The 26,306-nt window shown below is 70.2% G+C and carries 27 protein-coding genes; 15 read left to right on the forward strand and 12 right to left on the reverse strand.

The annotated features are described in order from the left end of the window. Position 1 precedes the first annotated feature (1 nt). The 3 genes from HB662_RS11145 to HB662_RS11155 all read left to right on the forward strand — a co-directional run bounded on the left by HB662_RS11145 (position 2) and on the right by HB662_RS11155 (position 3,325). Positions 2-1,432, forward strand: coding sequence for a dihydrolipoyl dehydrogenase (locus HB662_RS11145; RefSeq protein WP_168049782.1), 1,431 nt, complete (start codon positions 2-4; stop codon positions 1,430-1,432). A 67-nt stretch (positions 1,433-1,499) separates the two neighbouring features. Then, a complete protein-coding gene (locus HB662_RS11150; RefSeq protein ID WP_209443232.1) occupies positions 1,500-2,480 on the forward strand; it encodes a Bug family tripartite tricarboxylate transporter substrate binding protein in 981 nt (326 codons plus the stop codon). Next, positions 2,477-3,325, forward strand: coding sequence for an amidohydrolase family protein (locus HB662_RS11155; RefSeq protein ID WP_168049783.1), 849 nt, complete (start codon positions 2,477-2,479; stop codon positions 3,323-3,325). Before HB662_RS11150 ends, HB662_RS11155 begins: the two co-directional genes overlap by 4 nt. Here HB662_RS11155 and HB662_RS11160 read toward each other — a convergent pair. Beyond that, positions 3,304-4,089, reverse strand: coding sequence for a helix-turn-helix domain-containing protein (locus HB662_RS11160; protein ID WP_168049784.1), 786 nt, complete (start codon positions 4,087-4,089; stop codon positions 3,304-3,306). The two genes, HB662_RS11155 and HB662_RS11160, sit on opposite strands and share 22 nt — an antisense overlap. A gap of 88 nt (positions 4,090-4,177) precedes the next feature. Here HB662_RS11160 and HB662_RS11165 point away from each other — a divergent pair, with 88 nt between their 5' ends. From HB662_RS11165 to HB662_RS11180, 4 genes are read left to right on the forward strand one after another with little or no spacing between them, the layout of a single operon-like run. Then, complete coding sequence (locus HB662_RS11165; protein WP_168049785.1) at positions 4,178-5,152, forward strand: Bug family tripartite tricarboxylate transporter substrate binding protein; 975 nt, start codon at positions 4,178-4,180, stop codon at positions 5,150-5,152. Continuing rightward, positions 5,149-6,018: a MaoC family dehydratase N-terminal domain-containing protein gene (locus tag HB662_RS11170; protein ID WP_168049786.1), complete on the forward strand. Its 870-nt coding sequence runs from the start codon at positions 5,149-5,151 to the stop codon at positions 6,016-6,018. The genes HB662_RS11165 and HB662_RS11170 overlap by 4 nt, the downstream gene beginning before the upstream one ends. After that, complete coding sequence (locus HB662_RS11175; protein ID WP_168049787.1) at positions 6,015-7,229, forward strand: CaiB/BaiF CoA transferase family protein; 1,215 nt, start codon at positions 6,015-6,017, stop codon at positions 7,227-7,229. Before HB662_RS11170 ends, HB662_RS11175 begins: the two co-directional genes overlap by 4 nt. Continuing rightward, positions 7,226-8,086 (forward strand): HpcH/HpaI aldolase/citrate lyase family protein, encoded by an 861-nt coding sequence (locus HB662_RS11180; protein WP_168049788.1) that lies wholly within the window; start codon positions 7,226-7,228, stop codon positions 8,084-8,086. The genes HB662_RS11175 and HB662_RS11180 overlap by 4 nt, the downstream gene beginning before the upstream one ends. Positions 8,087-8,089: 3 nt before the next feature. On the opposite strand, the gene HB662_RS11185 is transcribed toward HB662_RS11180, so the two are convergent. Continuing rightward, a complete protein-coding gene (locus HB662_RS11185) occupies positions 8,090-8,326 on the reverse strand; it encodes a thioredoxin family protein (RefSeq protein WP_168049789.1) in 237 nt (78 codons plus the stop codon). A gap of 11 nt (positions 8,327-8,337) precedes the next feature. Beyond that, a complete protein-coding gene (locus tag HB662_RS11190; RefSeq protein ID WP_168049790.1) occupies positions 8,338-9,390 on the reverse strand; it encodes a permease in 1,053 nt (350 codons plus the stop codon). A gap of 156 nt (positions 9,391-9,546) precedes the next feature. Here HB662_RS11190 and HB662_RS11195 point away from each other — a divergent pair, with 156 nt between their 5' ends. Further along, positions 9,547-9,780 (forward strand): cyclic nucleotide-binding domain-containing protein, encoded by a 234-nt coding sequence (locus tag HB662_RS11195; protein ID WP_168049791.1) that lies wholly within the window; start codon positions 9,547-9,549, stop codon positions 9,778-9,780. 34 nt (positions 9,781-9,814) lie between these two features. Here HB662_RS11195 and HB662_RS11200 read toward each other — a convergent pair whose 3' ends face one another. The 8 genes from HB662_RS11200 to HB662_RS11235 are packed head-to-tail and all read right to left on the reverse strand — an operon-like array spanning position 9,815 to position 18,981. Continuing rightward, positions 9,815-10,660, reverse strand: coding sequence for a sterol desaturase family protein (locus tag HB662_RS11200; RefSeq protein ID WP_168049792.1), 846 nt, complete (start codon positions 10,658-10,660; stop codon positions 9,815-9,817). Between the two features lie 44 nt (positions 10,661-10,704). After that, positions 10,705-11,892, reverse strand: coding sequence for an MFS transporter (locus HB662_RS11205; RefSeq protein ID WP_168049793.1), 1,188 nt, complete (start codon positions 11,890-11,892; stop codon positions 10,705-10,707). 32 nt (positions 11,893-11,924) lie between these two features. Then, positions 11,925-12,992: an ABC transporter ATP-binding protein gene (locus tag HB662_RS11210; RefSeq protein ID WP_168049794.1), complete on the reverse strand. Its 1,068-nt coding sequence runs from the start codon at positions 12,990-12,992 to the stop codon at positions 11,925-11,927. Between the two features lie 2 nt (positions 12,993-12,994). Next, positions 12,995-14,737, reverse strand: coding sequence for an ABC transporter permease (locus HB662_RS11215; RefSeq protein WP_168049795.1), 1,743 nt, complete (start codon positions 14,735-14,737; stop codon positions 12,995-12,997). Between the two features lie 12 nt (positions 14,738-14,749). Beyond that, positions 14,750-15,814 (reverse strand): ABC transporter substrate-binding protein, encoded by a 1,065-nt coding sequence (locus HB662_RS11220; protein WP_168049796.1) that lies wholly within the window; start codon positions 15,812-15,814, stop codon positions 14,750-14,752. A 46-nt stretch (positions 15,815-15,860) separates the two neighbouring features. Then, positions 15,861-16,919 (reverse strand): ABC transporter substrate-binding protein, encoded by a 1,059-nt coding sequence (locus HB662_RS11225; protein ID WP_168049797.1) that lies wholly within the window; start codon positions 16,917-16,919, stop codon positions 15,861-15,863. A 43-nt stretch (positions 16,920-16,962) separates the two neighbouring features. Continuing rightward, positions 16,963-17,772: an enoyl-CoA hydratase gene (locus tag HB662_RS11230; protein ID WP_168049798.1), complete on the reverse strand. Its 810-nt coding sequence runs from the start codon at positions 17,770-17,772 to the stop codon at positions 16,963-16,965. Between the two features lie 9 nt (positions 17,773-17,781). Then, the gene (locus tag HB662_RS11235) at positions 17,782-18,981 is read right to left on the reverse strand and encodes a CaiB/BaiF CoA transferase family protein (protein ID WP_168049799.1); all 1,200 of its coding nucleotides are present in this window, start codon (positions 18,979-18,981) and stop codon (positions 17,782-17,784) included. Positions 18,982-19,177: 196 nt separating this feature from the next. Between HB662_RS11235 and HB662_RS11240 the strand changes: the two genes are divergently transcribed. From HB662_RS11240 to HB662_RS11270, 7 genes are all read left to right on the forward strand, one after another. Continuing rightward, entirely contained in the window at positions 19,178-19,915 is a 738-nt protein-coding gene (locus tag HB662_RS11240) for a GntR family transcriptional regulator (protein ID WP_168049800.1), read from the forward strand. Then, a complete protein-coding gene (locus HB662_RS11245) occupies positions 19,912-20,742 on the forward strand; it encodes a sugar phosphate isomerase/epimerase family protein (RefSeq protein ID WP_168049801.1) in 831 nt (276 codons plus the stop codon). Before HB662_RS11240 ends, HB662_RS11245 begins: the two co-directional genes overlap by 4 nt. Next, the gene (locus HB662_RS11250) at positions 20,739-21,806 is read left to right on the forward strand and encodes an enolase C-terminal domain-like protein (RefSeq protein ID WP_168049802.1); all 1,068 of its coding nucleotides are present in this window, start codon (positions 20,739-20,741) and stop codon (positions 21,804-21,806) included. The genes HB662_RS11245 and HB662_RS11250 overlap by 4 nt, the downstream gene beginning before the upstream one ends. A gap of 65 nt (positions 21,807-21,871) precedes the next feature. Further along, the gene (locus HB662_RS11255) at positions 21,872-22,849 is read left to right on the forward strand and encodes a Bug family tripartite tricarboxylate transporter substrate binding protein (protein WP_168049803.1); all 978 of its coding nucleotides are present in this window, start codon (positions 21,872-21,874) and stop codon (positions 22,847-22,849) included. Continuing rightward, positions 22,842-23,324 (forward strand): GAF domain-containing protein, encoded by a 483-nt coding sequence (locus HB662_RS11260; protein WP_168049804.1) that lies wholly within the window; start codon positions 22,842-22,844, stop codon positions 23,322-23,324. Before HB662_RS11255 ends, HB662_RS11260 begins: the two co-directional genes overlap by 8 nt. A gap of 33 nt (positions 23,325-23,357) precedes the next feature. Then, on the forward strand, positions 23,358-24,422 hold the full coding sequence (locus HB662_RS11265; protein ID WP_168049805.1) for a ketopantoate reductase family protein: 1,065 nt from the start codon (positions 23,358-23,360) through the stop codon (positions 24,420-24,422). 60 nt (positions 24,423-24,482) lie between these two features. After that, the gene (locus tag HB662_RS11270) at positions 24,483-24,683 is read left to right on the forward strand and encodes a hypothetical protein (RefSeq protein ID WP_168049806.1); all 201 of its coding nucleotides are present in this window, start codon (positions 24,483-24,485) and stop codon (positions 24,681-24,683) included. A 1-nt stretch (position 24,684) separates the two neighbouring features. On the opposite strand, the gene ggt is transcribed toward HB662_RS11270, so the two are convergent. Then, the gene (ggt, locus tag HB662_RS11275) at positions 24,685-26,298 is read right to left on the reverse strand and encodes a gamma-glutamyltransferase (protein ID WP_168049807.1); all 1,614 of its coding nucleotides are present in this window, start codon (positions 26,296-26,298) and stop codon (positions 24,685-24,687) included. Positions 26,299-26,306: the final 8 nt, after the last annotated feature.

Genomic DNA, 26,306 nt, shown 5'->3' on the forward strand with positions numbered 1-26,306 from the left:
CATGGACACGAGAAATGTCGACGTCGCGATCATCGGCGCCGGCACCGCCGGGCTGAATGCGCGCCGTGCGGTGGAGAAGCAGGGCGGTCGCCCGTTGCTGATCGAGGGCGGCGCCTATGGTACCACCTGTGCCCGCGTCGGCTGCATGCCGTCCAAGCTGCTGATCGCCGCCGCGGAAGCCGCGCATGCGGTGGCCGGCGCCGCGCTGTTCGGCGTGCAGGCGACGGCGCGCATCGACGGCAGGGCAGTAATGGCGCGCCTGCAGCGCGAACGCGACAGCTTCGTGGCTGGCGTGGTCAAGGGAACCGAGCGGATTCCGGCGGATCAGCGGCTGCTTGGCCAGGCCCGCTTCACCGGCCCGACAACGCTGGAGGTCGGCGGCCATACCCGGGTTCAGGCCCGCGCCGTGGTGGTCGCCACCGGCAGCGCGCCCTTCGTGCCGCCGCCCTTCGCCGCGGTGCGCGAACATGTCCTGACCAGCGACACCATCTTCGACCTGCCGGACCTGCCCGAGAGCCTCGCGGTGATCGGCACCGGCATCATCGCGCTGGAACTCGGCCAGGCGATGCAGCGGCTCGGCGTGCGCGTGGTCTTCTTCTCGCCCTTCGACGATGTCGGGCCGCTCACCGACCCCGAGGTGGCGCGCGTTGCGCGGCATGCCTTCACGCAGGAGCTGGACCTGCGCCTCAAGACCGAGATGCTGGACGCGACGCCGGAAGCGGGCGGCCTGCTGCTGCGCTGGCGCACGGCCGATGGCGCGGAACGGCAGGAGCAGTTCTGCCAGGTGCTGGTCGCGGCGGGGCGCCGGCCGAACCTGCAGGGGCTGGACCTGGCGGCGAGCGGTCTGGCGCTGGACGACAAGGGCATGCCGGCGGTGGATGCCGCGACGGCGCAATGCGGCGATGCGCCGATCTTCCTTGCCGGCGACGTCGCCGGCCACATCCCGCTGCTGCATGAGGGCGCCGATGAGGGGCGCATCGCCGGCGACAATGCGCTGCGCTGGCCGGATGTGCAGCGCCAGGCCCGCCGCACGCCGCTTTCCATCGCCTTCACCGATCCGCAGATCGCCATGGTCGGGCTGCACCACGACCAGCTTCCGGCGGATTGCAGCACCATCGGCGAGGTCTCCTTCGAGAAGCAGGGCCGCGCCCGGGTCATCGGGCGCAATCGCGGCCTGCTGCGCGTCTATGCCGACCGGCGCGACGGCGTGCTGCTCGGCGCGGAGATGGCGGGCCCTGGCGCGGAGCACCTGGCGCATCTGCTCGCCTGGGCGGTGCAACAGCGCATGACGGTGCCGCAGGCGCTGACCATGCCGTTCTACCATCCGGTGCTGGAGGAAGGGCTGCGCGAGGCGCTGCGCGACCTCGCGGGCCGGCTGCGCATGCTCGGCGCGTGCCGGGTGCAGGACCTGGCGGAATCGCCGGGGAGTTGAGGGCAGGTTTGCCAATCCCCCCGCCGATGGCATGATGGGCGCAACGATAGACGTCGAGGAACCCGTCATGATGAACCGCCGCGCCCTACTGGCCGCCGCCGCCACGCTGCCCGCCTTGCGCGCGATGCCTGCCCTCGCCGCCTGGCCGGACCGGCCGGTGCGCGTCATCGTGCCCTTCGCGGCCGGCGGCAATGCGGATACCATCGCCCGGCTGATGCAGCCGCTGCTGCAGGAACGGCTCGGCCAGCCCGTGGTGGTGGAGAACCGGCCGGGCGCCGGCGGCAGCGTCGGCGCGCAGGCGGTGGCCCGCGCCCAGCCGGATGGCTACACGCTGCTGATCGGCTCGAACGGCCCGCTCAGCGTCAACCCGGTGGTGCAGGCCCGGCTGCCCTATGATGCGGCGAAGGATTTCGCGCCGGTCGGCATGGCGATGCAGGTGCCGCATTGCCTGGTTGTGCAGCCATCCTCGCCCTATCGTAGTGTCGCCGATGTGGTCGCCGCATCCCGCGCCCAGCCGGATGCGCTGGGCGTCGGCACCGCGGGCGTGGCGAGTGCCACGCATCTGTCGCTGGAAGCCTTCATCGTCGCCAGCGGCGCAAAGCTGCTGCATGTGCCGTATCGTGGCGGCGGCGCGGCGGTGCCGGATTTCATGGCCGGCAACATCCCGCTGCTGTTCACCGAATTCTCCACCGCCCTGCCGCTGCACCGCGCCGGCCAGGCGCGCATCGTCGCCGTGGCCTCGGCCGCGCGGCTTGCGGCGCTGCCGGATGTGCCGACCATGGCGGAACAGGGCGTCGCGAACTTCACGGCCGGGTCCTATGTCGGCCTGCTCGCCACCGGCGGATCGCCGCCCGAGGCGCTGCGGAAGCTGGGCGAGGCCGTCTCCGCCATCGTGCAGCTGCCGGCCTTCCAGGCGCGCATGACGGGCATGGGTGGTGAGACGGCGGCCGGCGCGCTGGCCACGCCGGCCGGCTTCGCCCGCTACATCGCGGAGGATCTGGAACGGTCCCGCGCCGCCGCGCAGGCTGCCGGCATTCGTCCGGAATGAAGCCCGGCATCCCGGCCGGCGCGACGGACTGCCACTGCCACATCTTCGGCCCGGCGGCGCGCTTCCCCTATGCGGAGCCGCGATCCTACACGCCGGAGGATGAGACGCTGGAGGACTACCTGGCGCTGCTCGACCGGCTGGGGCTGGATCGCGGCGTCATCGTGCAGCCCTCCGCCTATGACCGCGACAATGCCTGCACGCTGGATGCGCTGAAGCGCGCGCCGGACCGTCTGCGCGGCATCGCCGTGGTGGGCAGCGAGGCGACGGCGGAGACGCTGCGGGCGATGCATCGCGACGGCATCCGCGGGCTGCGCGCCAATGAATACCGCCGTGACGGCGCCGCTGCCTACCACGGCGGCGTGCGGCTGGCGGAGATCGAGCCGTTGATGCCGGTGATGGTCGAGCTCGGCTGGCACCTGCAACTCTGGATCGATGCGCGGCACCTGCCCGAGCTGGAACCGCGGCTGGCGAAGCTGCCGGTGCCGATCGTGATCGACCATATGGGCCGCATGCATCACAGCCATGGCGTGGCCGATCCCGGCTTCCAGGCGCTGCGGCGTGGCGTGGCGGAGGGGCGCTACCACGCCAAGGTCTCCGGCACCTACCGCCTCGGCGCGCTGGGGCCGGATTACGCCGAGGCGAAGCCCTTCCATGATGCGCTGGTCGCCGCCAATCCGGATGCGCTGGTCTGGGGCACGGACTGGCCGCATCCCCGCCCGGATGGCGGCCGCCCGGATGCGGCGCGGCTGCTGCAGGTGTTCCTGGACTGGACGCCGGATGCGGCCCTGCGGCAGCGCATCCTGGTGGACACGCCGGCGCGGCTCTACGACTTCCCTTCCGGCTGATCCGGTGCGCGGCGCGCGGCTTCGCGCTGCAGCGCCGCGCAGACATCCCGCAGCGCGGTAACCAGGCTGTCCCGCCGCCGCGCCACCTCGGCCTCCGTCGTGCCCAGGCCGATGGCCAGGCGCGGATGTTCCGGCAGTGGCGGCAGGGGCATGGCGAGCACGTTCTGGCCCGGCACCACGGCGCCGCCGCTTTCCACCCAGCCGCAGGCGCGGGCCTGGCGCAGGCTGTCCATCACGGCGGCGATGTCCACGCGGCGGGCGGGGTCCGCTTCCTCGGCATTGGCACGGCGCAGGATGCGCTGCGCCTCGGCATCCGTCTTCAGCGTCAGCAGCGCCTTGCCCACCGCGGCGCGGCCGATGGCGCGCGTCATGCCGGCGCGCATCTGCAGGCCGGCGGCCGGGCGGCGCAGGGTCAGGATGTAACGCACCCGCGCGCCGGCCTGCATGCCGATCAGCACCGTCACGTCGTGGCGCGTGCGCAGCGTCTCCATCCGCCGCAGCAGGCTGCTCTCGCCGATCAGCCGGTCCTGCATCCAGCCACCCAGCAGCATGACGCGCAGCGTCGGGCGATAGGCGCGACTCGTGGAATCCTGTTCCAGGTAGCCGAGGCGGGCCAGGTCGGCGAGCAGGATGGAGGTGCTGGATTGCGGATAGCCGAGGTCGCGCGCCACCTCCGCCACCGTCGCCGCGCGGTGGGTGCCGGCGAACAGCTCCAGCACCTCCAGCGTCCGCTGCGCGGATTTCACGAAGCCTTCGCGTGGCACGGCTTCCCTCCGTCAACATCACATATGCGATGCACCACGCAGCGCAGGGCGAGTCTAGACTGCGGCAAAACCGGATGGAGGAAATCGGATGCCGAAGCTGCACCGCCGCGCCCTGCTGGGCGCCACCGCTGGCCTGTTGGCCGCGCCCCGCCTGGCACGCGCCGCTTGGCCAGACCGGCCGATCCGCATGATGATCCCCTATGGCGGCGGCGGGCAGACCGATGTGGTGGCGCGCATCGTGGCGGATGCCATGTCCCGCAACCTCGGCCAGACGGTGATGCCGGACAACCGCCCGGGGGCCGCCGGCGTGGTGGCGGCGGAGGCGGTGGTGCGGTCGCCGGCCGATGGCTACACCATCCTCGTCGGCACGCGGAACACCCAGGCGATCAACGAGGCGCTGCGCCCCAACCTGCCCTTCGCCCATGCGCGGGACCTGGTGACGGTCGGGCTGTATGCCACCACGCCGAACATCCTGCTGGTCCATTCCAGCGTGCCGGCGCGCAACCTGGCGGAGTTCATCGCCTATGCGCGGGGCAATCCGGGGAAGCTGAACTACGCCTCCTCCGGCATCGGCGCGACGACGCATCTGTCGATGGAACTGCTGAGCGAGAAGGCGGGGCTGGAGATGACCCATGTGCCCTACCGGCAGAGCACGCAGGGCATGACGGACCTGCTCGCCGGCCGCGTGCAGGCCCGGTTGGTGGGGCTGCCGGAGGCGGAGCCGGTGAAGGCGGATCCGGCGATCCGCGCCCTTGGCGTCACCAGCCCGCGGCGTTCGCCGAACTGGCCGGAGGTGCCGGCGATCGGCGAGGTGGTGCAGGGGTATGAGGCGCTGAACCTGTTCGGCCTGATGGCGCATTCCGGCACGCCGCCGGAGGTCGTGCTGCGGCTCAACCGTTCCCTGAACGAGGCGCTGGCCTCGCCGGAACTGCAGGCGGCATTCGCCCGCGTCGGCGCCGACCCGGCCCCGGCCAACACGCCCGAACAGGCGGAGGATCGCGCCTTGGCGCAGGCCAATCTCTGGGTGCCGATGATCCGCCGCCTGAACCTGTCCGCCCAATGAGTGACGCCGTTACGGCCGCCATGCCGGAACTGCGTGGCTGGATCGGCCGGTCCCGCGTGGTGGCGGAGGAGATCACGCTGCCGGCGGTGCGCCGCATCGCCGGCATGCTGGATCTGGACCCGGACAGCTTCGGCCCGGGCAGCACGCTGCCGCCGCATTGGTTCAGCCTGTTCTTCGCCGATGTCGCGCGGCAGAGCGAGATCGGGCCGGATGGCCACCCGCGCCGCGGCGCCTTCCTGCCGCCGATCCCCTTGCCCCGCCGCATGGGCGCCGGCCGCCGCACGCGCATCCATGGCGCGCTGCAGGTGGGCGACGCCGCGACCAAGACCATCGAGGTGGCGGCGATCGAGCCGAAGCAGGCGCGCACAGGCCAGATCGTCGTGCTGACCATGCGCCAGACCATTTCCGCACGAGGTGTGATCCTCGCGGTCGATGAGTTCGATGCGGTGTACCGCGAAGCCGTGCCACCCGGCGCGAAAAGCGCCAGCACGCCGCCCGTGCCGGCGCCGGATGGCGCGGCCTGGTCTGATGCGATCCTGCTCGATCCCGTGCTGGTTTTTCGCTACTCCGCCGTCACCTGGAACAGCCATCGCATCCACTACGATGCGGATTATGCGCGCGATGCGGAGGGCTATCCCGCCACGGTGCAGAATGGCGGGCTGACCATGCACCTGATCGTCGATGCCGCGCTGAAGCGCGCGCCGGGACCGCTGCTGGGCTTCACCGCGCGGCTGCGGCGGCCGCTTTTCGTGGGTCAGACCGTGACGCTGGCCGGCGCGGCGCCGCAGGACGGCAAGATGGCGGCCTGGGCCGCGGCGCCGGACGGCACGCTGGCGGCCGAGATGGAACTGGAATTCGGCGCATGAGTGGTGGCCCGCTGGAGGGCGTGCGGGTGGTGGACCTCACCTCCGTCGTGGTCGGCCCGATCTGCTCCCGCACCCTCGCCGATCAGGGGGCGGAGGTCATCAAGGTGGAGGCGCCGGGCGGCGGCGACCTGCTGCGGACCATGGCGCAGGGCAGCCGCAACCCCGGCATGTCCGGCAAGTTCATCCAGTTCAACCGCAACAAGCGGTCTTTCTGCGTGGATATCAAGCATCCGGAGGGCCAGGCGGCGCTGCTGGCGCTGATCCGCACCGCGGATGTCTTCGTCAGCAACATCCGCCCCAATGCGCTGGACCGCGCCGGGCTGGGGTGGGAGGCGCTGCGCGCGATCAACCCGCGCCTGGTGCATTGCTCCATCCTCGCCTTCGGTCGCGGCGGCCCCTATTTCAACCGCCCGGCCTACGACCCGATCATCCAGAGCCTGTCCGGCGTCGCCGGCACCTTCCACCGCGCCAATGGCGAGCCGCGCTTCGTGCCGATGGTGATGACGGACCACATCACCGGGCTGATCGCCGCGCAATGCATCGGCTTCGCCCTGTTCCGCCGCGAACGCAGCGGCGTGGGCGAGGCGATCGAGGTGCCGATGTTCGAGAACATGGCCTCCTTCGTCATGAGCGAGCATCTCGGCGCCGGCACCTTCGACCCGCCGGTGGGGCCGCTGGGCGATGGGCGGCTGCTGAGCCCGGATTACCGGCCGGTGCCGACGCAGGATGGCTACATCACCGTCGGCCCCAACACCAACGCCCAGGCCTTCGCCTTCTTCGATGCGATCGGCCGGCCGGAGCTGAAGACCGATCCGCGCTTCCTCTCCGCCGCCGCGCGCACCGCGAATGCCGCCGAGTACCTGGCGATCCGTGCCGCCGCGATGCGGCAGAAAACCACGGCGGATTGGCTGGTGATCCTCGGCGCGGCGGATGTGCCGGCGGCCGCCTACAACAGCCTGGACGACCTGCTGGAGGATCCGCACCTCGCCGCCACCGGCTTCTTCGCGCCGGAGGATCACCCGAGCGAGGGCCGCATCCGCCGCACCGCCACGCCGAACCGCTTCAGCGGCGGCATGCGGCAGGATGCGCTGCCCGCGCCGCGCCTCGGCGAAAGCTCCCGCGCCGTGTTGCGGGAACTCGGCGTGGCGGAAGATGCGATCGACCGCATGATCGCCGCCGGCATCGTCACCACCACGGAGGACCAGGCATGACCGACCACCCCGCCCGCTGGCGGTCGCTGCTGTTCGTGCCCGTGCTGGCCGAGCGCTTCGTCGCCAAGGCGCATACGCGGCAGGCCGATGTCATCATCCTCGACCTGGAGGATTCCATCCTGCCCGCGCGCAAGGCGGAGGCCCGCGCGGCGCTGGCCGCCGCGGCGGCGCAGGTCGGCCAGGCGGGGGCCACCATCTGCGTCCGCATCAACCGCCCACTGGACCTCGCCGTGCCGGATATCGAGGCCGCGATCGCCGCCGGCGCAACCGCGCTGATGCTGCCCAAGGTGATGGGGCCGGAGCATGTGCGCCTGCTGGCGGAGCTGGCCGCCGCCGCCGAGGTCCGGCACGGCCGCGCGCCGACGCGCTTCCTGGCCATCGTCGAGACGGCGGAGGCGCTGCCCCGCCTGCCGGACATCGCCCGCGCCGATCCACGCGTGGTGGCGCTCGGCGTGGGTGGGGAGGATCTGGCGACGGAGATGGAGGCGGTGCCCTCCGCCGACAGCCTGTACCTGCCGGCGATGCTGGCGCTGCTGGCGGCGCGCGGGGCGGGGATCACGCCGATGGGCTCGCTCGGCGCCTTCGCATCCTTCGACGATCCGGAAGCCTACCGCACCGCGCTTCGGCGGTCCCGCGCGCTGGGCTTCGGCTGCGCCGCATGCATCCACCCGGCGCAGGTGCCGATCATCAACGAGATCTACGGGCCGAGCCCCGAAGCCGTGGACCGCGCCCGCCGCCTCATCTCGACCTTCGAGCAGGCCGTGGCGGAAGGCCAGGGCGCGGTGGCCTTCGAAGGGGCGATGATCGACCTGCCGGTGGTGGACCGCGCGAAGCGGCTGCTCGCCCGGGCGCGCTGAACCTCAGCCCGCCAGCCAGCGCGCCAGGTCGGCGGGCTTCGGCAGCCCGCCCGCATGCACCACCTTGCCATCCACCACGATGCCGGGGGTGGCGGCGATGCCATAGCCGGCGATCGCCGCGTAATCCGTGACCTTGGAGACGGTGACCGGCACCCCGGCCTGCGCCGCGGCATCCTGCACCATCTGCACCGCAGCATCGCAGCGCTTGCAACCCGGGCCCAGCACCTTCACGTCCTTCATGACGAAACCCCTCAAGCGAACAGCAGGTTGAACAGGAAGCCCACGGCCAGGATGCCGGCACCGACCACCGCGACGAAGACCGCGATCAGCTTCGGCGACAGCACCTTGCGCAGGATGATCAGCTCCGGCAGCGACAGCGCGATGACGCTCATCATGAAGGCCAGCACGGTGCCGAGCGCCGCGCCCTTGCCCAGCAGCGCCTCCACCACCGGGATGATGCCGGCGGCGTTGGAATACATCGGGATGCCGACGAGCACGGCGGCCGGCACGGACCACCAGGCGTCCTTGCCCATGATCGAGGCGAGCAATTCCTCCGGCGCATAGCCGTGGATCAGCGCGCCCATGGCAATGCCGGCGATGATCCAGTGCCAGACGCGGCCGACGATATCGCGCACGGAGTCGAGCCCGGCGCGGATGCGGTCCGGCCAGGTCGGCGCCGCTTCCTCCAGGCTGGCGGGGCCGGCATGGATCTGCAGCACCCAGGGCTCGAGCCAGGATTCCAGGTGCAGGCGCCCGATCACCCAGCCGGCGGTGATGGCGATGGCGAGGCCGAAGCCGAGATAGGTCAGCGCCACCTGCCAGCCCAGCAGCGCAAACAGCAGCCCCAGCGCCACCTCATTCACCATCGGCGCGGCGATGAGGAAGGAGAAGGTGACGCCGAGTGGCACCCCGGCGGAGACGAAGCCGATGAACAGCGGCACGGCAGAGCAGGAGCAGAAGGGCGTCAGCACGCCGAGCCCCGAGGCCAGGACATTGCCAACACCGACACGCCGCCCCGCCAGCAGCGCCCGCGTGCGCTGCGGCGAGAAGAAGCTGCGCACCACGCCCATGGCGAAGACCACCAGCAACAGAAGCAGCAGCACCTTCGGGACGTCGTACAGGAAGAAGGCGATGGCCTCGCCCAGCCGGCTGTGCCGGTCCAGCGGCAGCAGGGAGACCAGCCAGTCCGAGACCGGGATGAGTTGGCTGTACGCCAGCGCCCAGGCCGCAAGCCCGGCGGCGCAGCCCGCCAGCCAGGGCAGCGCCGCATGACGCGCCTGGGGTATGCCGCCGGAGACGCTCATGCGCCGGTCTGCCTGAGCTTCTGCACCTGTACTGGCGTCCCCTGCGATCCGATGTGACCATGGCAGGAAACGGCCCTGGACATCTTGCGGCGCATCAACCCCGGCGCCCCGCATCGCGGGGGGAGTGGGAATGGGAGCAGCCTCTGCCTGTCGCCGATGACCACGATACTGCGGACCATCCCGCGCCGCGGCCGATCAGCGGCGCCACCGCCCACCGCGCAACTGCGCGACCTGCGGGCGCGGGCGGAACTGCGCGCGATCCGCGCGGCGCCGGAGCGCATCCTGGCCTGGCTGGTCCTGCGGGCGGAAGGCGCACCGCCGGGCGTCACGCTGGACCGCAGCTGGACCGCGGTCGCGGCCGAGATCGGCCTGACCCGCGAAACCCTGTAACGTACCCTGTCCAGGCTGGAGGCGCAGGGCCGGATCAGCCGGGCGGCGGGGCGGGTGACGCTCGGCCGCTGAAGGATGCGGAGCGCCCCCGCAGCGGTTGCACCAGCATCCGGTCGAGCCGCAGGTCGCGTGGATCGCGGAACGCCTCCAGCCCGAGGGTCATGCCGGCATGTCCGGCGGCGGGTTGCGCCCGGTAGGTGCCGAACAGCCGGTCCCAGATCGCCAGGCTGAAGCCGAAATTGCTGTTCGTCTCCTGCGGCACCACGGAATGATGAACGCGGTGCATGTCCGGCGTCACCAGCACCCGGCGCAGCACGCGGTCCAGCCGTGCGGGCAGGCGCAGATTGGCGTGGTTGAACAGGGAGGTTGCGTTCAGCAGTATCTCGAACAGCAGCACCGCCACCGCCGGCGCGCCCAGCGCCACCACGGCGGCCAGCTTGATGAGCATGGAGCCGAGGATCTCCAGCGGGTGGAAGCGCAGCCCGGTGGTCACGTCGAAATCCAGGTCCGCATGATGCATCCGGTGCAGCCGCCACAGCAGCGGCACGGCGTGGAACAACCGGTGCTGCAGGTAGATGACCAGGTCGAGCAGCAGGATGGCCAGCACCACCGCCGCCGGGCCGGACAGGCCGAGCCAGGGCAGCAGCCCGGCGCCCCGCGCCTCCGCCGCCAGGGCCACGCCCACCGCCGCGGTGGGGAACACCAGTCGCAGGACCAGCGTATCCAGCAGCACGATGCCGAGGTTGGAAGGCCAGCGCCGCCAGCGCGGGTGCTGGCGCGGCCGCCTCGGGTAAAGCGCCTCCGCCACCGCCATCAGGGCGAAGACTCCGGCGAAGGGCAGCAGGCGCAGCAGCGGCTCATGCGACAGGATCGCGTTCATCGGTCGCCTCCGCCAGCAAGCATAGCGGAAGGCGGCGCGGCGCGTCAGGCCGGCCGGCCGAGGCGGCGCAGGACCAGCAGGCCCAGCAGCGTCACCACCGCCACATGGCCGAAGGCGAGGCCCCAGGAGGACAGCGCCTCCGGCCCCGCCCAATCCAGCGCCACGCCCACGCCGATTGGCCCGACGAAGCCACCGGCATAGCCGCACATGCTGTGCAGCCCCATGGTTGCGCCCCGCAACCCCGGCTCCGCCGCCTGCACCGTGCCGGCCGTGAGCGCCGAGCTGTCGAGGTAGATGGCCGCGTTCCAGGCCAGCACGCAGGCCACGGCAAAGGGCGCGGAGACCAGCGCCGAGAAGCCGGTGAGCAGCGACAGCAGCGCCGCCGCCCCCATCGCCGCGGCCACCACCCGGCCGCGGCCGAAGCGCTGCGATGTCTCGTTGCCGAGGATGGAGATGGCGATGCCGACCAGCCCGGCGATGGTGAACAGCACATTCGGTCCCGGCAGCCAGCCCGGCGCACCCTGGCGCGCGATGACCAGCGCCAGGAAGGTCACCGCCCAGGCGCGCAGCGCGGCGAGTTCCCAGGTGTGCACGGTATAGCCGGCGATCCACGCCATGGCGGGGCGGTTGCGCAGCACCGGCCGGAAATCCAGCAGCGCACCGGGCCGACGGGCGGGGCGCGCATCCGGCAGCACGGCGGCGCCGATGCCGCAGGCTGCCAGCGCGGCGATGCCGCCGAACAGGAAGGCCGCCTCCGGCCCCGCCAGCGCATCCAGCGTACCGGCCACGAGGAAGGAGGCCGCGCCGGCAATGCCCACCCCCGCCGCATGCCAGGACACCGCCCGCGACTGCGCCGCGCCCTCCAGCCTGTCCGCCAGCGCCTTCAGCCCCGGCATGTAGCAGCCCGCCCAGCCGATGCCGGCCAGCGCCCGCAGCGCGAGGCCGGACCAGAACCCCTCCGCCAGCCAGGCGAAGCCGAGATGCGAGGCGGCGGTGAGCACCGTGCCCAGCAGGTAGATGCGCCGCGCCGGCAACCTGTCGGTCAGCGCCACCAGCACCGGCACGGCGGCGACATAGGCGGCGAAGAAGGCGCCGATCAGCCAGCCGGCCTCGGTGGCGGAAAGCTGCCAGCGGGCCAGGTAGCCCGGCAGCAGCGCGGGCAGGGTGAAGGCGCCGATCTGCGCCAGCACCTGCGCCGCGACGATGGCCGCGACAAAGCGGGATGCCTGCATGCCGGCCAGTGTAGCGAAAGGCCGGCTTCGCGCTACACCACCATGGCCATCTGCTGCGGGTCGAATTCCATCCAGACCCGCTCGCCCACATCATGGATCTGCAGCGGCGGCGCCGTGGCGCGCAGCCGCAGGTCGCTGCCATCGGCGCGCACCACATAATCCCAGGTCTCGCCCAGGAAGGTGCGCTGCGCCACCACGCCTTCCAGCACCGGCGCGCCACCACCAGGCGGCGCGCGGTGCAGGCCGATGCTCTGCGGGCGGACGGACACCAGGATGTCACCCGCCGCCGCCGTGTCGGAACCCGGCACCTGCCCGGCCTGCATGGCGATGCCGCCGAAGCCGATCTCGCCGTTGCGCAGCTGCGCCGGCAGAAGATTGGTGCGGCCGATGAAGCCGGCGACGAAACGCGTGCGCGGCCGGGTGTAGAGCATGTGCGGCGCATCCACCTGCTCGATCCGCCCGGCATTCATCACCGCGATGCGGTCGGATGTCGCCATCGCCTCCGACTGGTCATGGGTGACGTAGACGGTGGTGATGCGGAATTCGTCGTGCAGGCGGCGGATCTCGAAGCGCATTTCCTCACGGAGGTTGGCGTCGAGATTCGACAGCGGTTCATCCAGCAGCAGCACCGCCGGCTTCACCACGATGGCGCGGGCCAGCGCCACGCGCTGCTGCTGGCCGCCCGAAAGCTCCGCCGGGTAGCGCGCGGCCAGATGGCCCATCTGCACCACCTCCAGGATCTCTGCCACGCGCTTGCGGATCTCCTCCCCCGGCAGCTTCCGCAGCTTCAGGCCGAAGCCGACATTCTCGGCGACTGTCATGTTCGGCCAGATGGCGTAGCTCTGAAAGATCATCGACATGCCGCGCTTCTCCGGCGGCAGCACCGCGCCGGGCGCGGAGATCACCTGCCCGTCGAGCGAGATGCTGCCCTCATTCGGATCGACGAAGCCGGCGATCATCCGCAGCGTGGTGGTCTTGCCGCAGCCGGAGGGGCCGAGCAGGGAGACGAATTCTCCCTCCTGCAGCGTCAGCTCGATGGAATCCACCACCCGGTTGGGACCGTAGGCCTTGGTCAGCCCCTGGATCTGGAGACGCGACATCCTCAGTTTCTCCGCAGCATGAAGTCACGCCCGACCAGCTTCATGCCGATTCCGACGAAGACCATCGTCACCACCAGCAGAAGTCCGCCGAAGGCCGCAAGTACCTCGAAATTCCCGGCCTCGCTGAGGTCGTACAGCAGCACGGACATGGTCCGCGTGCGTGGCCCGACCAGGAAGATCGCCGCCGACAATTCGCGCGACGCCACGATGAAGACGATCAACCAGCCGCCCAGCAGCGACTTGCGGACCAGCGGCGCCGTGATCATCCAGATGGCGTGCAGCCGCCCGCTGCCCAGGATGCGCGCCGCTTCCTCCATCTCCGGATGCACGGCCCGGATGGCGGAGGAGGAGTTGGCATAGGCAATGGGCAGGAAGCGCGCCGCGAAGGCCAGGATGATGATCACCGCCGTGCCGTACAGCGCGAAGGGCGGGGAGGCATAGGCGGCGTAGAAGCCGATCGCCATGACGATGCCGGGGATGACGAAGGGCGCCATTGCCATGAAGCCCAGCGCTTCGCCGAAGGGCACCAGGCGGCGGTTGACGATGTAGGCAACCAGCAGCGCCAGCACCACGGCGATGGAGGCGGCGGAGGCGGAGAACCAGATCGTGTTCCAGATCGAGGTCATCGCCATGTCGTGTTCGAAGATCAGCAGCCGGTAATTCGCCAGCGTCAGATTGTCCCACGCCAGGCCGCGCCCCCAGGCCTTGGCGAAGCTGGCCTGCAGCAGCACGAACAGGGGCGCGATCACCGCCATCAGACCGACCGCGGCGCACCAGGCGAAGGCTACCCAGCGCCAGGGGCCGAGCTTGATCGGCCGCCGCTCACCACCCTTGCCGGTCTGCGAGACATAGCCCTTGCGGGACAGCATCAGTTTTTGGACCACGATCATGCCCGCGGTGATCAGCAGCAGCGGCATGGCATAGGCGGCGGCGACCTCCACCCGCACCGGATATTCGAAGAACTGCCAGAGCTGCGTCGTCACCACGTTGATGCGCGCCGGGATGCCGATGATGGCAGGCGTGCCGAACAGCGCGATGGCTTCCAGGAAGACGATGATGAAGCCCGCCATGATCGCCGGCCAGACCAGCGGCAGGGAGACCTTGCGCATCGCGGTCCAGGTGCCGGCGCCCAGGATATTCGCCGCATCCTCCATCTCGGAGGAGACGAGATCCAGCGCCGACTTCACGAAGATGAAGACCAGCGGGAAGGCATTCAGCGCGATCACCAGCGCCAGGCCGGCGAAGCTGTAGACGTTGAACAGCGGATCCTCGAGCCCGGTGATGGCGCGCCAGGCGATATTGAGGAAGCCGCTGTTCGGCCCGGCCAGCAGGATCCAGCCGATGGCGGACAGATAGGGCGGCAGGATGAAGGCGCCCAGTACCACCGCCCAGGTCAGCCCCTTGAACGGCATGTCGGTGCGCGAGACCGCCCAGGCCATCGGCACCGCCATCACCACCGACATGGTGGCGGACAGCAGGCCAAGCAGCAACGAATTCACCAGCGCATCGACATAGCGCGACCGGCCATAGGCGGAGACGTAGTTCATCAGCGTGAATTCGCCGGTGCCCCGCGTCTCGAAGCTGACGACGAGCAGCTTGCCGAGCGGGAAGGCGACCAGGAACAGCAGGATCGCGATCAGCGCGATCCATAGCAGCGTCACCGGCTCGAAGCGTGCGAGCCAGCCGCTGCGCCGGGCCGTCATCGGCCCGGCCTGCGCGCGTGGAAGTGCGGGAGCTTCGCTCATCGGACTTCCCGATCAAACGCCGAAGATGTCACGCCACAGCTCCTTCACCTCGGTCATCTCGTTCTGGACCTGTGCAGGCGTCGGCGTGATGGTCTTGATCTCGTCCAGCGGGCGCGAACCCTGCGGCGGCGGCACTTCCGGACGCAGCGATTCGGCGGAGAACTCCCGTACCGCACGCGAATAGGCCGGGCCGCAGGCGAACTCCATGAACAGCTTCGCCGCGTTCGGCTTCGGTGCATTGGCGATGGCGGCGCTCGGTGCCGGCACCAGCAGCGTGCCGTCGGTGGGATAGATCAGCGCCAGCGGATTGCCGCGGGAGATGCTGAACAGCGTGGCGGCGGAAGGAATACCGACGCCGACGATGCGTTCACCGGCGTTCAGCGTCGTCACCGGGTCACCGGCGGAGCGACCGATCTGCGGCTTGTTGCGCTCGAATTCGCGGAAGAAGCCCTCGCCATACATGGCCTTCATCATGATGGCCCAATTGCCGATGGCGCCGCTGAAGCCGGGATGGCCGACCGCCATCTTGTCGCGCCACTTCGCATCGGTCAGCTCGCGCCAGCTCTTCGGCGCCTCCGCCTCGCTCAGCCGGTCCGTGCGGCGTGCCAGCATGTACAAAGCGAGGTAGGTGACCTGGAAATGCCCGTCCGAATCCGCGGCATCCCGGGCCGCCTTCACCATTCCGGCGGCATTCTCCGGCTTGTAGGCCATCAGCCGGCCTTCACGCTTCAGGAAGGTGAAGTGGCTGTAGTCGGTGGAGCTGAACACGTCGCATTGCGCGACGCGCGCCCGCGCATCCTGCGACAGTCGCTGGAACGCCACCTGGGACGTCGTGCGCACCACATTGCAGCGCACGCCCGGGTAGCGTTCCGTGAAGGCGCGGCCGACCGCCTCGGAAGGTTCCGCCTGGAGCTGGCCCGTGTACCAGGTCAGCTCCCCTTCCCGCTGCGCCGCCTCATACAGTTGGCGTTCATGCGCCGGCATGTCCTGCGCCGCGGCGCGGCGCGCGGGCAGGATGGCAGCGGCTGCAAGGGCCGTGGTGGTGCCGAGCAGGCCCCGCTTGGTGATACCGGTCATGTTCTTCGCTCCCCTTGATTGTCTTGCGGCGCCTGGCCTTCAGGCCTCAGACGCCGAATGTGTCGCGCCAGGCTTCCCGCACCTCGGGCACGCCCTTCTCCTGTTCCTCCAGGCTCGGCGCCAGCAGGGTGACATCGGCGAGCGGCCGGCCACCCTCGGGCGGCGGCACGTCGGGGCGCAGCGGCTCGTTGAAGGTCTGGCGCACCGTCTGCGACATCGCCTGGCCGTGCTGGAATTCCATGAACAGCTTGGCGGCGTTCGGGTGCGGCGCATTGGCGAGGATGGCGGAGGGCGAGATCGCCGCCAGTACACCCTCCGTCGGGTAGATCAGCTTCAGCGGATTGCCGCGGGAGATGGCGAGCTGCGTGGTGCCGACCGGCACGCAGAGCCCGACAGAACGCTCGCCGGCATTCAGCGTCGTGACCGGGTCCTGGCTGGAGCGGCCGATCTGCGGGTTGTTGCGCTCCAGCTTGGTGAAATAGTCCCAGCCATACATCTTGCGCATCTGCACGGCCCAGACGCCGATGGCGCCGCTGAAGCCCGGATGGCCGACCGCGAGCTTGTCCTTCCACTTTGAATCCAGCGCGTCCTGCCAGCTCTTCGGCGCATCCGCCTCACTGACCATGCGCGTGTTGTGGGTCATCAGGAACAGGCCGAGGAAGCTGGTGTGGAAGTAGTTGTCCGGATCCGCGTTCTGGATCGCGGGCAGGATGCCGTCGGTGTTCTGCGGCTTGAACTGCATCAGCCGGCCCTCGCGCTTCAGCTGCACGAAATGGCCGGAATTGGTGGAGCTGAATACGTCGCACTGCGCGACATTGGCGCGTGCATCCTGCGACAGCCGCTGGAACGCGACCTGGGAGGTGCTGCGCACCACGTTGCAGCGCACGCCGGGATAGCGTTCGTTGAAGGCGCGGCCGATGGCCTCGGAGGTTTCGGCATTGTACTGGCCGGAATACCAGGTGATCTCGCCTTCGCGCCGCGCCGCCTCATACAGTTGGCGTTCATGCGCCGGCAGGTCCTGCGCCGCCGCGCGGAAGGCGGCACCGCCGCCCAGGGCGATGCCGGTGGTGAGGGTCAGGATCTGGCGCTTGGTGAAGCCGCTCATGGTTATTTCCTCCCTTGGTATGGCACGCGTTTCGTGCCGGTCGTCAGCCTCCGGTGAAGACGGGCGGGCGCTTCGCCATGAAGGCGGCGCGCCCTTCCGCATAGTCGGCGCTGTCGAAGCAGGCGCGGTACAGCGCCTCGAACCGGGACTGGTCGATCTTCGACGGCTCCCCGGCAATCTGGTCGATTCCCTCCTTCGAGGCGCGGATCGACAGCGGCGCGTTGCGTGCGATGCCGGCCGCCATCTCCCGCACCACGGCCTCGAGCTGGTCCACCGGCACCACGCGGTTCACCAGCCCGGCCCGCAGCGCTTCCTGCGCATCCAGGAAGCGCCCGGTGAACATGATCTCCTTCGCCATGGCCGGACCGACCAGTGAGACCAGCCGGCGCAGGCTGTGCCAGGCATAGGCTACGCCCAGCTTGGCGGCGGGAATGCCGAAGCGGCCATCCTCCGCGGTGATGCGGATATCGGCGACCATCGCGGTGGCGCAGCCGCCGCCGATGCAGAAGCCGTTGATCATGGCGATCAGCGGCTTGCCCAGCCCCTCCAGCCGCTGCCGCGCGCCTGCCGATACCGCGGAGTACTTCGCCTCCGCCTCCGCGCTGTCGCGCAGCTTCTCGAACTGGCTGATATCGGCGCCGGAGGCGAAGGCCTTGCCGCCCGCGCCGTGCATCACGACGACGCGCACTGCCGGATCCTCGGCGAAGCGCTGCGCCGCCGCAGCCACCGCCTCCCACATCTCCAGCGAGAGGGCGTTGCGCTTCTCCGGCTGGTTGAAGGTGAGCCAGCCGATGCCGTCCTCGATGCGCGCCAGGACCTTGGACGTGCTGAGGGTCAGGTTGATGCCGTCCATGGCGGGCTCCTATTGCACCACGCGCGCGGCGCGCAGCCTGGCGATGGCGTCGGGGGAATGACCCAGCTCGGCCAGCACGGCATCCGTGTGCTCACCGGAATCCGGCGTGGCGCTGCGGATGTCCCAGTCGAGATCGGACATGTTGATCGGGTTGCGCACCAGCCTCTGCTCACCGAGCCGCGCATGCGAAACCGGCTTGGCCATCTGCAGGTGCTGCACCTGCGGATCGGCGAAAGTCTGGTCGATGGTGTTGATCGGCCCGCAAGGAATGCCGGCGGGGTCCAGCACCTCGATCCAATGCAGGCTCGACTTGGTGCGCGTGATCTCCGCGATCGCCTCATTGATGGCAGCGCGGTCGGCGGAACGGCCATCCCGCGTGTCCCAGCCCTGCCGCGTCTTCCACTCCGGCCGCTCCAGCGCATCGCAGAACCGCTCCCACATGCGGGGGGAGGAGGCGGCGAGCGCGATGGGCCGGTCGGCGGTGGGGTAGACGCCGGTCGGGATCGAGGTCGGGTGGTCGTTGCCGGCCTGCCCGGCCACCTGGTTCGCCAGCAGCCAGCGGCTGGCCTGGAAGTCCAGCATGAACACCATCGATTCCAGCAGGCTGGTATGTACCCAGCGACCACGCCCCGTCTTGGTGCGGTCGAACAGCGCCATCATCACCGCCAGCGCCAGCAGATTGCCGGCGGTGAGGTCCGCGATCGGGATGCCGACGCGCACCAGCCCCGCACCCGGCACGCCCGTGATGGACATCAGCCCGCCCATGCCCTGCGCGATCTGGTCCACGCCGGCGCGATGGCCATAGGGCCCGTCCTGCCCGAAGCCGGAGATCGAGCCATAGACGATGCGCGGATTGACCTTGCTGACGCTGGCGTAGTCCACGCCCAGGCGGAATTTCACCGCCGCACGCATGTTCTCAACCACCACATCGGCGGTCTTCGCCAGTTCGAAGAAAATCGCCTTGCCCTGCTCGGTCTTCAGGTCGATCTGCATGGCGCGCTTGTTGCGGTGCAGGTTCTGGTAGTCGAAGCCGTCCTGGTCGCCGGTGATGTCTCCTGCATCGGCGGAAGGCGGCGCGATGCGGATGACCTCCGCCCCCCAATCCGCCAGATGGCGCACGCAGGTCGGCCCGGCACGAGCCACGGTCAGATCGAGTACGCGCAGGCCCGAAAGGGGCAGGGCATTGGTGGCGGGCGCTGAATCGTTCATGCGCTGCGCAGCCCTGGCGGATTCCTGAGCCGATGCGTGCAGCACCGCTTTGCGGTGTTGACCATCTACGTCCTCCCGAACGTGGTTTTTTTTCTCGCTGCATTCAGCTTGTCAGGCCGCAGCGGAACTGTAAACACTTTATCCCATGGCTGATGCCCCAGCGCTTCCCACGCTGCCCGCCGCGCCCGCAAAGGCCATGCGAAATGCTGCGCTGCACCGTGATGCCGCCGTTCCGCGGAAGCCGGCGGGACGCGCGCGCCGACCGCAGGCGCTGGGCATCGACGTGGCGCGGCGGATCGAGGCGCTGATCCTCGATGGCTCTCTACGCGCTGGCGAAAGGTTGAACGAGGTGTCGCTGGCACGCAGCCTCGGCGTCAGCCGTGGGCCGGTGCGTGAGGCGGCGCGCGCGCTGGAGAAGACGGGCCTCGTCACCGTCATCATGAATCGCGGTGCCTTCGTTCGCACGCTGAGCCTCGACGAGGCGATGGACATCTACGAGATCAACGCCGTGCTGCTCGGCCTGGCCGCCGCGCGTGCCGCCGCGCTGCTGGTGCCGGCGCAGGCACTGGCGCTGCGGATGATGGTGGCGGCGATGGATGGCGCGATCGCGCGCGGCAGCCGCGATGGGTTCTTCCAGATCAATTCGGATTTCCACGCCTTCATCCTGGCCTGCGGACGCAACCGGGAAGCCGAGGCGCTGTACCGGCAATTGACCCGCAAGCTGCTGCTGCTGCGCCGCCGGTCCTTCGAGCGGCCGGGCCACATGAAGACCGCCAACCGCGAGCATCGGGACCTTATGGAAGCGATCCTGGCCGGCGACGCGGCGCGTGCGCGGAGCCTGGCCGAAGCCCATGCCAGGCGCGGCCGCGCCCGCTTCCTGGATGCCATCGGCCACGCCGCACAAGACGGCACAACAACGGAGGAAACACCATGACCCTTCTCGAGCGCATCGGCGTCGATGTCGGCCGCCGCCTGAAGCTGGAAGACGCCATTGCCTGGGCCGGCGCGCACAAGGTGCGCCACATCGACATTCAGCTCGACACAGGCGCCAACGCCGTCACCAGCTTCGACGCGGCGCGCGCCAAGGGTATCCGCGCGCTGCTGGAGAAGCACGAGGTGCATCTCGGCCTGCACACGCTCTCGGCCGTGAATGTCGCGGAGTATTCACCCTTCCTGTCGGAAGCGGTGGATGCCTATATGCGCGCCTATATCGAGGCGATGCCGCTGCTCGGCGCCGGTTCCATCGTGGTGCATGCGGGCTACCACTTCACCGCGGATGTCGAGATGCGGATGCAGGCAGGGCTCGACCGGCTGAAGCGCATGGTGGAGCACGCTGAAAAGCACAAGGCGCTGCTGCTGCTGGAGAACCTGAACAAGGAACCGGCGGATGCGGAGGTGCACTACCTGGCGCACACCATGGATGAATGGGCCTATTACTACGACGCCATCGACAGCCCCGCCTTCGCGCTGAGCTTCACCGCCAACCACGCGCATCTGATGCCCGATGGCGTGGAGGGTTTCCTCGCGCGCATCCCGATGCATCGGGTGGTGGAAGTGCGGCTGGCGGATTGCTGGCGCAACGGGCATGAGCAGCATCTGGTTCCCGGCGAGGGCGACTTCGATTTCGGCGACATGTTCCGCCGCATCGAGGCCATGGGTTTTCGCGGCCACTACATGAACGCCTTCGGATCGCTGGAGGATATGGACCAGTCCCGCCACCGCCAGGTGGAAGCCGCCCGCGCGGCCGGCGTCGCGGCGTGACCTGCATCCGCGCCATCACCGCGACGGTCGAGCGCCTGGCACCCGTCGAGGCCGCGAAGGGCTATGCCGGGCTCGACACCCCCGTCTTCGTCCGCTGCCGCGTGGAGACCGAGGATGGCCTGGTCGGCACCGGCGTCACAGGCCGCTTCCTGGCGGAGGAGGTCGTGGCGCTGCTGACGCGCATGGACGAACCGCTGAAGGGTGCGGATGCGCGGCCCATCGAGGCGATCCGCACCAGGCTGACCAGTCGCTTCAACCCGCGCAGCGCGACCGGCGCCTTCGTCTCCGCGCTGTCCGCGCTGGACATGGCGCTGTGGGACCTGCGGGCGCGCGCGCTGGGGGAGCCGCTGTGGCGGCTGCTCGGCGGTGCACGACAGGCGGTGCCCTGCTACGCCACCGTCGGCCTGCCTGGCTATGCGGAGGCGGAGCTGGCGGCCGTCTGCAAGCGCAGCATCGATTCCGGCTTCGTCGGCGTGAAGATGCTGGTCGCCGCCGGCGGGCGCGGCGTGGCGGAGGATGCGCAGCGCGTGCGGGCGGTGCGGGACGCCATCGGGCCGAAGGCGCTGCTGATGCTGGACGCCAATTGCGGCATGGATGTCGCCACCGCGCGCCGCCTCGCGCTGATGGTGGAGGAATGCGACATCGCCTGGTTCGAGGAACCGGTGCTGGGCAACGATCTGGAGATGCTGGCCGCCCTGCGCCGCGCCATCCGCATCCCCATAGGCGCCGGGCAGATGGTGCAGTCCCTGTCCTGGTTCCGGGAGGCGCTGACGCGCGGCGCGGTGGATTGGCTGCAGCCCAACGCCGCCTTCTGCGGCGGCATCACCGCCGCATTGCGCATCCTGGCGCTGGCGGAGGCGCATGGCACGCCGGTGGCGCATGCCGGTGGCTGGGACATCGCCAATGCCGCGCTGATGGCCGGCCACGCCCAGGGCGGACTGCTGGAGATGCATGGCGCGCAACTCGCCCTGCGGCAGCGTCTGTCGGAGGATCTGGTGCCGGAGGGCGGCGTCATGAATCTGCCCGACCGGCCCGGCATCGGCTTCGCCTTTCGCGAAGGGTAGCTGGCCGCCGCGGGGCAATCTGGCTACTTTCGCCGCCAGATTGCCCCGCACGAGGAATGTTCCCCATGTCCCAGATCACGCGCCGCACTGCGCTGGCCACCACCCTCGCCTTCGCCGCCACGGCGACGCAGGCGCAGGACCGCTACCCCAGCCGCACCGTAACCATCACCGTGCCCTGGGCCGCTGGCGGCACGACGGACATTCTGGCGCGGGTGCTGGCGGAGCCGCTGCGGCGTGCCATGGGTCAGCCCTTCGTGGTGGAGAACCGCTCCGGCGCCTCGGGCAATATCGGCTCCAACGCCGTGGCGCGGGCGCGGCCGGATGGCTATGCGCTGCTGTTCGGGTCGATGAGCACGCATGCGATGAACGATGCGCTGTTCAACAACATGCCGTTCCACGGCGTGAATGACTTCACCCCGGTCGCGCTGCTGGCCTTCGTGCTGAACACGATGGTGATCCATCCCTCCGTGCCCGCCAACACCGTCCCGGAGTTCATCGCCTACTGCAAGGCGAACCCGGGGAAGATCGCCTATGCCTCCGCCGGCCTCGGCTCCACCAACCATCTCTGCGCCGCCATGTTCGCGCGCATGGCGGGGGTCGAGATGGTGCATGTGCCCTATCGTGGCGGTGCGCCGGCGGTGCAGGACACGGTCGCCGGGCAGACGCAGCTGTTCTTCAGCGCCGGCACGCAGACGCTGAGCCATGTGCGCGACGGCCGCCTCAAGCTGCTCGCCGTCACCGAGGGCCGTCGCTCCACCCTGCTGCCCGAGGTGCCGACGGTGGCGGAGACGGTGCCGGGCTATGAGATGGCGGTGTGGTACGGCGTGCTCGGCCCGAAGGGCATGCCGCAGGATCTGGTCGCGACGCTGAATGCCGAGATCAACAAGGCGCTGCTGCTGCCGGAGGTGAAGGACCGCATGGCGGCGATCGGCGTGGAGGTGGTGAACCAGAGCCCCGCCGAATTCGGCACCACGCTCAGCGCCGATGCGGAGAAGTGGGGCCGGGTGATCCGGGAGCTGGGCATCGGCATGACCGATGCCTGAGCTGGACGCGGCCGCCCTCGCCGCCTTCACGGCTGCGGCGCGGGAGGCGCGGCCGCTGGCGCTGCTGGAGGCGGCGGATGCGGTGGGGCGGCGGGCCATGGGCCACCGCCTCTGCACCGCCATGCGCTTCGATGCGGCGACGATGACGGTGCGCCGCCTCTACAGCTCCGACCCCGCCGCCTACCCTGTGGGCGGCGCCAAGCCGAAGCGGGACACCGCATGGGGCCGCCATGTGCTGCTGCGGCGGGAGGTCTTCGTCGGCGAAGGCGCCGACGTCATCACGGAATACTTCGATGACCACCCGCTGATCCTCGGCCTCGGCCTGCGCAGCATCGTGAACGTGCCGATCCTGCATGGCGGCGCCTGCCTCGGCACGGTGAACTTCCTTTGGGCGGAGGAGCGGTTGGCGCCGGAATGGCGGGCCTTCGCGGAACTGCTGGGGCTGCTGGTGGCGCCGGATTGGGTCGCGGTCTAACCTGCGCCGCAGGTTCAGGAGGAAGCGGGTTTCATGGGCAATCGCATCGCCATCATCGGCGCCGGCGCCGTCGGCTGCTATGCCGGCGCCTATATGGTCCAGGCCGGGGAGGATGTGACCTTCGTCGACTGGTGGCCGGAGAATGTCGAGGCGATCCGCGGCTCCGGGCTCCGCATCAGCCATCTGAAGGACGTGCCGGAATTTACCGTGCAGGGCCGCGCGCTGCACCTGACCGAATTGCAGCAGGTCTCCCGCGAGAAGCCCTTCGACATCGCCTTCATCTGCGTGAAGTCCTACGACACCGCCTGGGCCACGCAGATGGTGGCGCAGTACCTCTCGCCGAACGGCTTCTGCGTCAGCCTGCAGAACTGCATGAACGAGGCGACCATCGCCGGCATCGTCGGCTGGGGCCGCACCCTCGGCGCGGTGGCCAGCTCCATTACGGTGGAGCTTGCGGCGCCGGGCCATGTGAAGCGCGCCTCCGGCAAGGGCGGCGCGGCGCATACCGTGTACCGGGTAGGGGAGGTGCATGGCCGCATCACCGACCGGGCGCGGGAAGTGGCGCGGCTGACGGCGCTGTCCGACAGCACGCTGGTCACGCCGAATCTGTGGGGGGAGCGTTGGACCAAGCTGGTGGCGAACGTCATGCAGAACGGCATGTCCGCCGCCACCGGCCTGATCAGCCGCGAGATCCTGCTGGATGACCGCCTGCGCCACTTCACCGCCCGCCTGGGCAGCGAGGCGATCCGCACCGGCCAGGCGCTGGGCTATGCGCTGGAGGAAGTGCTGCACATCGACCCGGAGGTCATCGCCCGTGCCGGTGAGGGCGATGCCGCGGCGCTGGCCGAATACGACCAGCACCGGCTGGCGGAAGCCCGCAAGCCGGGCGGCGGCGCGCACCGCCCCTCCATGGGCCAGGACATGATGAAGGGCCGCCGCACGGAGATCGAGGCGATGAACGGCTACATCGTGCAGCAGGCGGAACCGCTCGGCATCGCAACGCCGGCCAATGCGGCGCTGACGGCGCTGGTGCAGCGGGTGGAGCGCGGCGAGATCGCGGCCGACCCGCGCCACATCCAGGACCTGCGCCTGAACTGAGGCAACCGGCCCGCGCCCTGCGCGTTCACGCCCACGCCGAAATCCAGGATGGAGGACAGCATGTATGTGAACGACCTGCAGCGGCGCATCGTTTCCGTCTCCCGCGGTGCCGCGACGCGTGCCGCCCTGCGCGCCCTGTGGCACCGGCAGCAGCCGCAGGTGCCGGGCTCGGCCGAGGAATGCCTGCGGGTGGCGCAGGACCCGCAGCGGCGGCTGGAACCGCTGCGGCGCCAGCACGGCGCGCCGCTTCCGCGACTCTGATCTACCAGGCCACGGCGACGCCGCCGCCACCGCGCGGGTCGGCGCCGCCGCTGGGCTTCCCGTCGCGCAGCAGGATCGCGTGGGCGCGGCTCATCCCCGGGTCGTAGGACAGCGGGGAGTGCCGCACCTCATGCCCCAGGTCGCGCAGCGCCTGCACCACGTCGCCCTGCACGCGCGCCTCGCAGAAGACCGGGCCGCCTTCGCAATGGATGCGCGGGAAGGACACCGCCTCCACCGCGCCCATGCCGAAGTCGATGGCGTTGACGATGGTGGTCAGCACGGCGGAGATGATGACGCTGCCGCCCGGCGCGCCGACGATCATCCAGGGCGCGCCATCCTTCGTCACGATGGTCGGCACCATGCCGGTGGTGCGCGCCTTGCCGGGTGCCATGCTGTTCGGGCGGCCCGGCCGCATGTCGAACAGCTTCATGGCGTTGTTCCAGTTGAAGCCCAACCCCGGCGTCACCACGCCCGCCCCGGTGCCCAGCGTATGCGTCAGGGACACGCAGTTCCCCGCCGCATCCCAGGCCGAGACATGCGTGGTGCAGGAAGGTGGCGATGCCATGCGCCCGCCCGGCAGCCAGCCGCCGCGGATGCGCGCCGCCCAGTCCGCCGCGCGGGCCTTGGAGATCATCTCCGCCACCGGCACCTCGACGAAATCCGGGTCCGCCAGCCAGTTCTCCCGGTCCTCATGCGCCGCGGCCATGGCGCGGGCAACCAGGTCCAGGTGTCGCGCGCTGCCCGGATGCACGCCGGCCAGGTCGAACTGCTCCAGGATGTTCAGCATGGCGATCAGCACGGCGCCGGAGCCGGGCGGCGGATTCGAGGCAATGCCGTAGCCGCGATAGCTGCCGATCACCGGCGGCACCTCCCGCACCGCGTAGGTCGCCAGATCTTCCGCTGTGACGAAGGCGCCGTTGCGGGCGAAATCCTCGGCGATGCGGGCGGCGGTCTCGCCGCGGTAGAATTCCGCCGCACCATGCCGCGCCAGGCGCTCCAGGCTGTCCGCCATCTCCGGCTGGCGCAGCGTGTCGCCCACCTTGTGCAGCGCGCCCTGCGCATCGAGGTAGAGCGCCGCGCTGGCGGGCGTGGTGGAGACGCGGCGCAGCCCGCTGGGCAGGCCCGGCTGCGGCGTGCGGGCCAGGAAATCATGGTGGAAGGGCGCCACCACCACACCCTCCCGCGCCATACGAATGGCGGGCGCCAGCAGCGTGGCCCAATCCTGGCTGCACAGCATCTCATGGAAGCGGGCGAGGCCGGCGACGGTGCCGGGCGTCATGATCGCCTGGTAGCCGAGCTCCGCGCGGAAATCCTCGAACAGCGCATAGCCGGAAATCTCGGAGCGCCCCTGGCTCTCGCCCGCCCACATCGCCGGCGTCACCTTCGCGCCGGCACGCGCATGGAAGTCGATCATGCCGTGGCGGCCGCTGCGCGCGTCCAGGTATTGCAGCGTGCCCATGCCGCCGAGGCCGCACATGAAGGGATCCTGCACCATCTGGCAAAACGCCGTTGCCAGCGCGGCATCGAAGGCATTGCCGCCGCGCCGCAGCACCTCCGCCCCCGCATCCGCCGCGCGCGGTTGCGGGCAGACCACCAGGCCCTTGATGCCGTCCATGTCGCCTC

It is taken from the genome of Falsiroseomonas frigidaquae (genome assembly GCF_012163145.1).
Lineage (GTDB): Bacteria > Pseudomonadota > Alphaproteobacteria > Acetobacterales > Acetobacteraceae > Falsiroseomonas > Falsiroseomonas frigidaquae.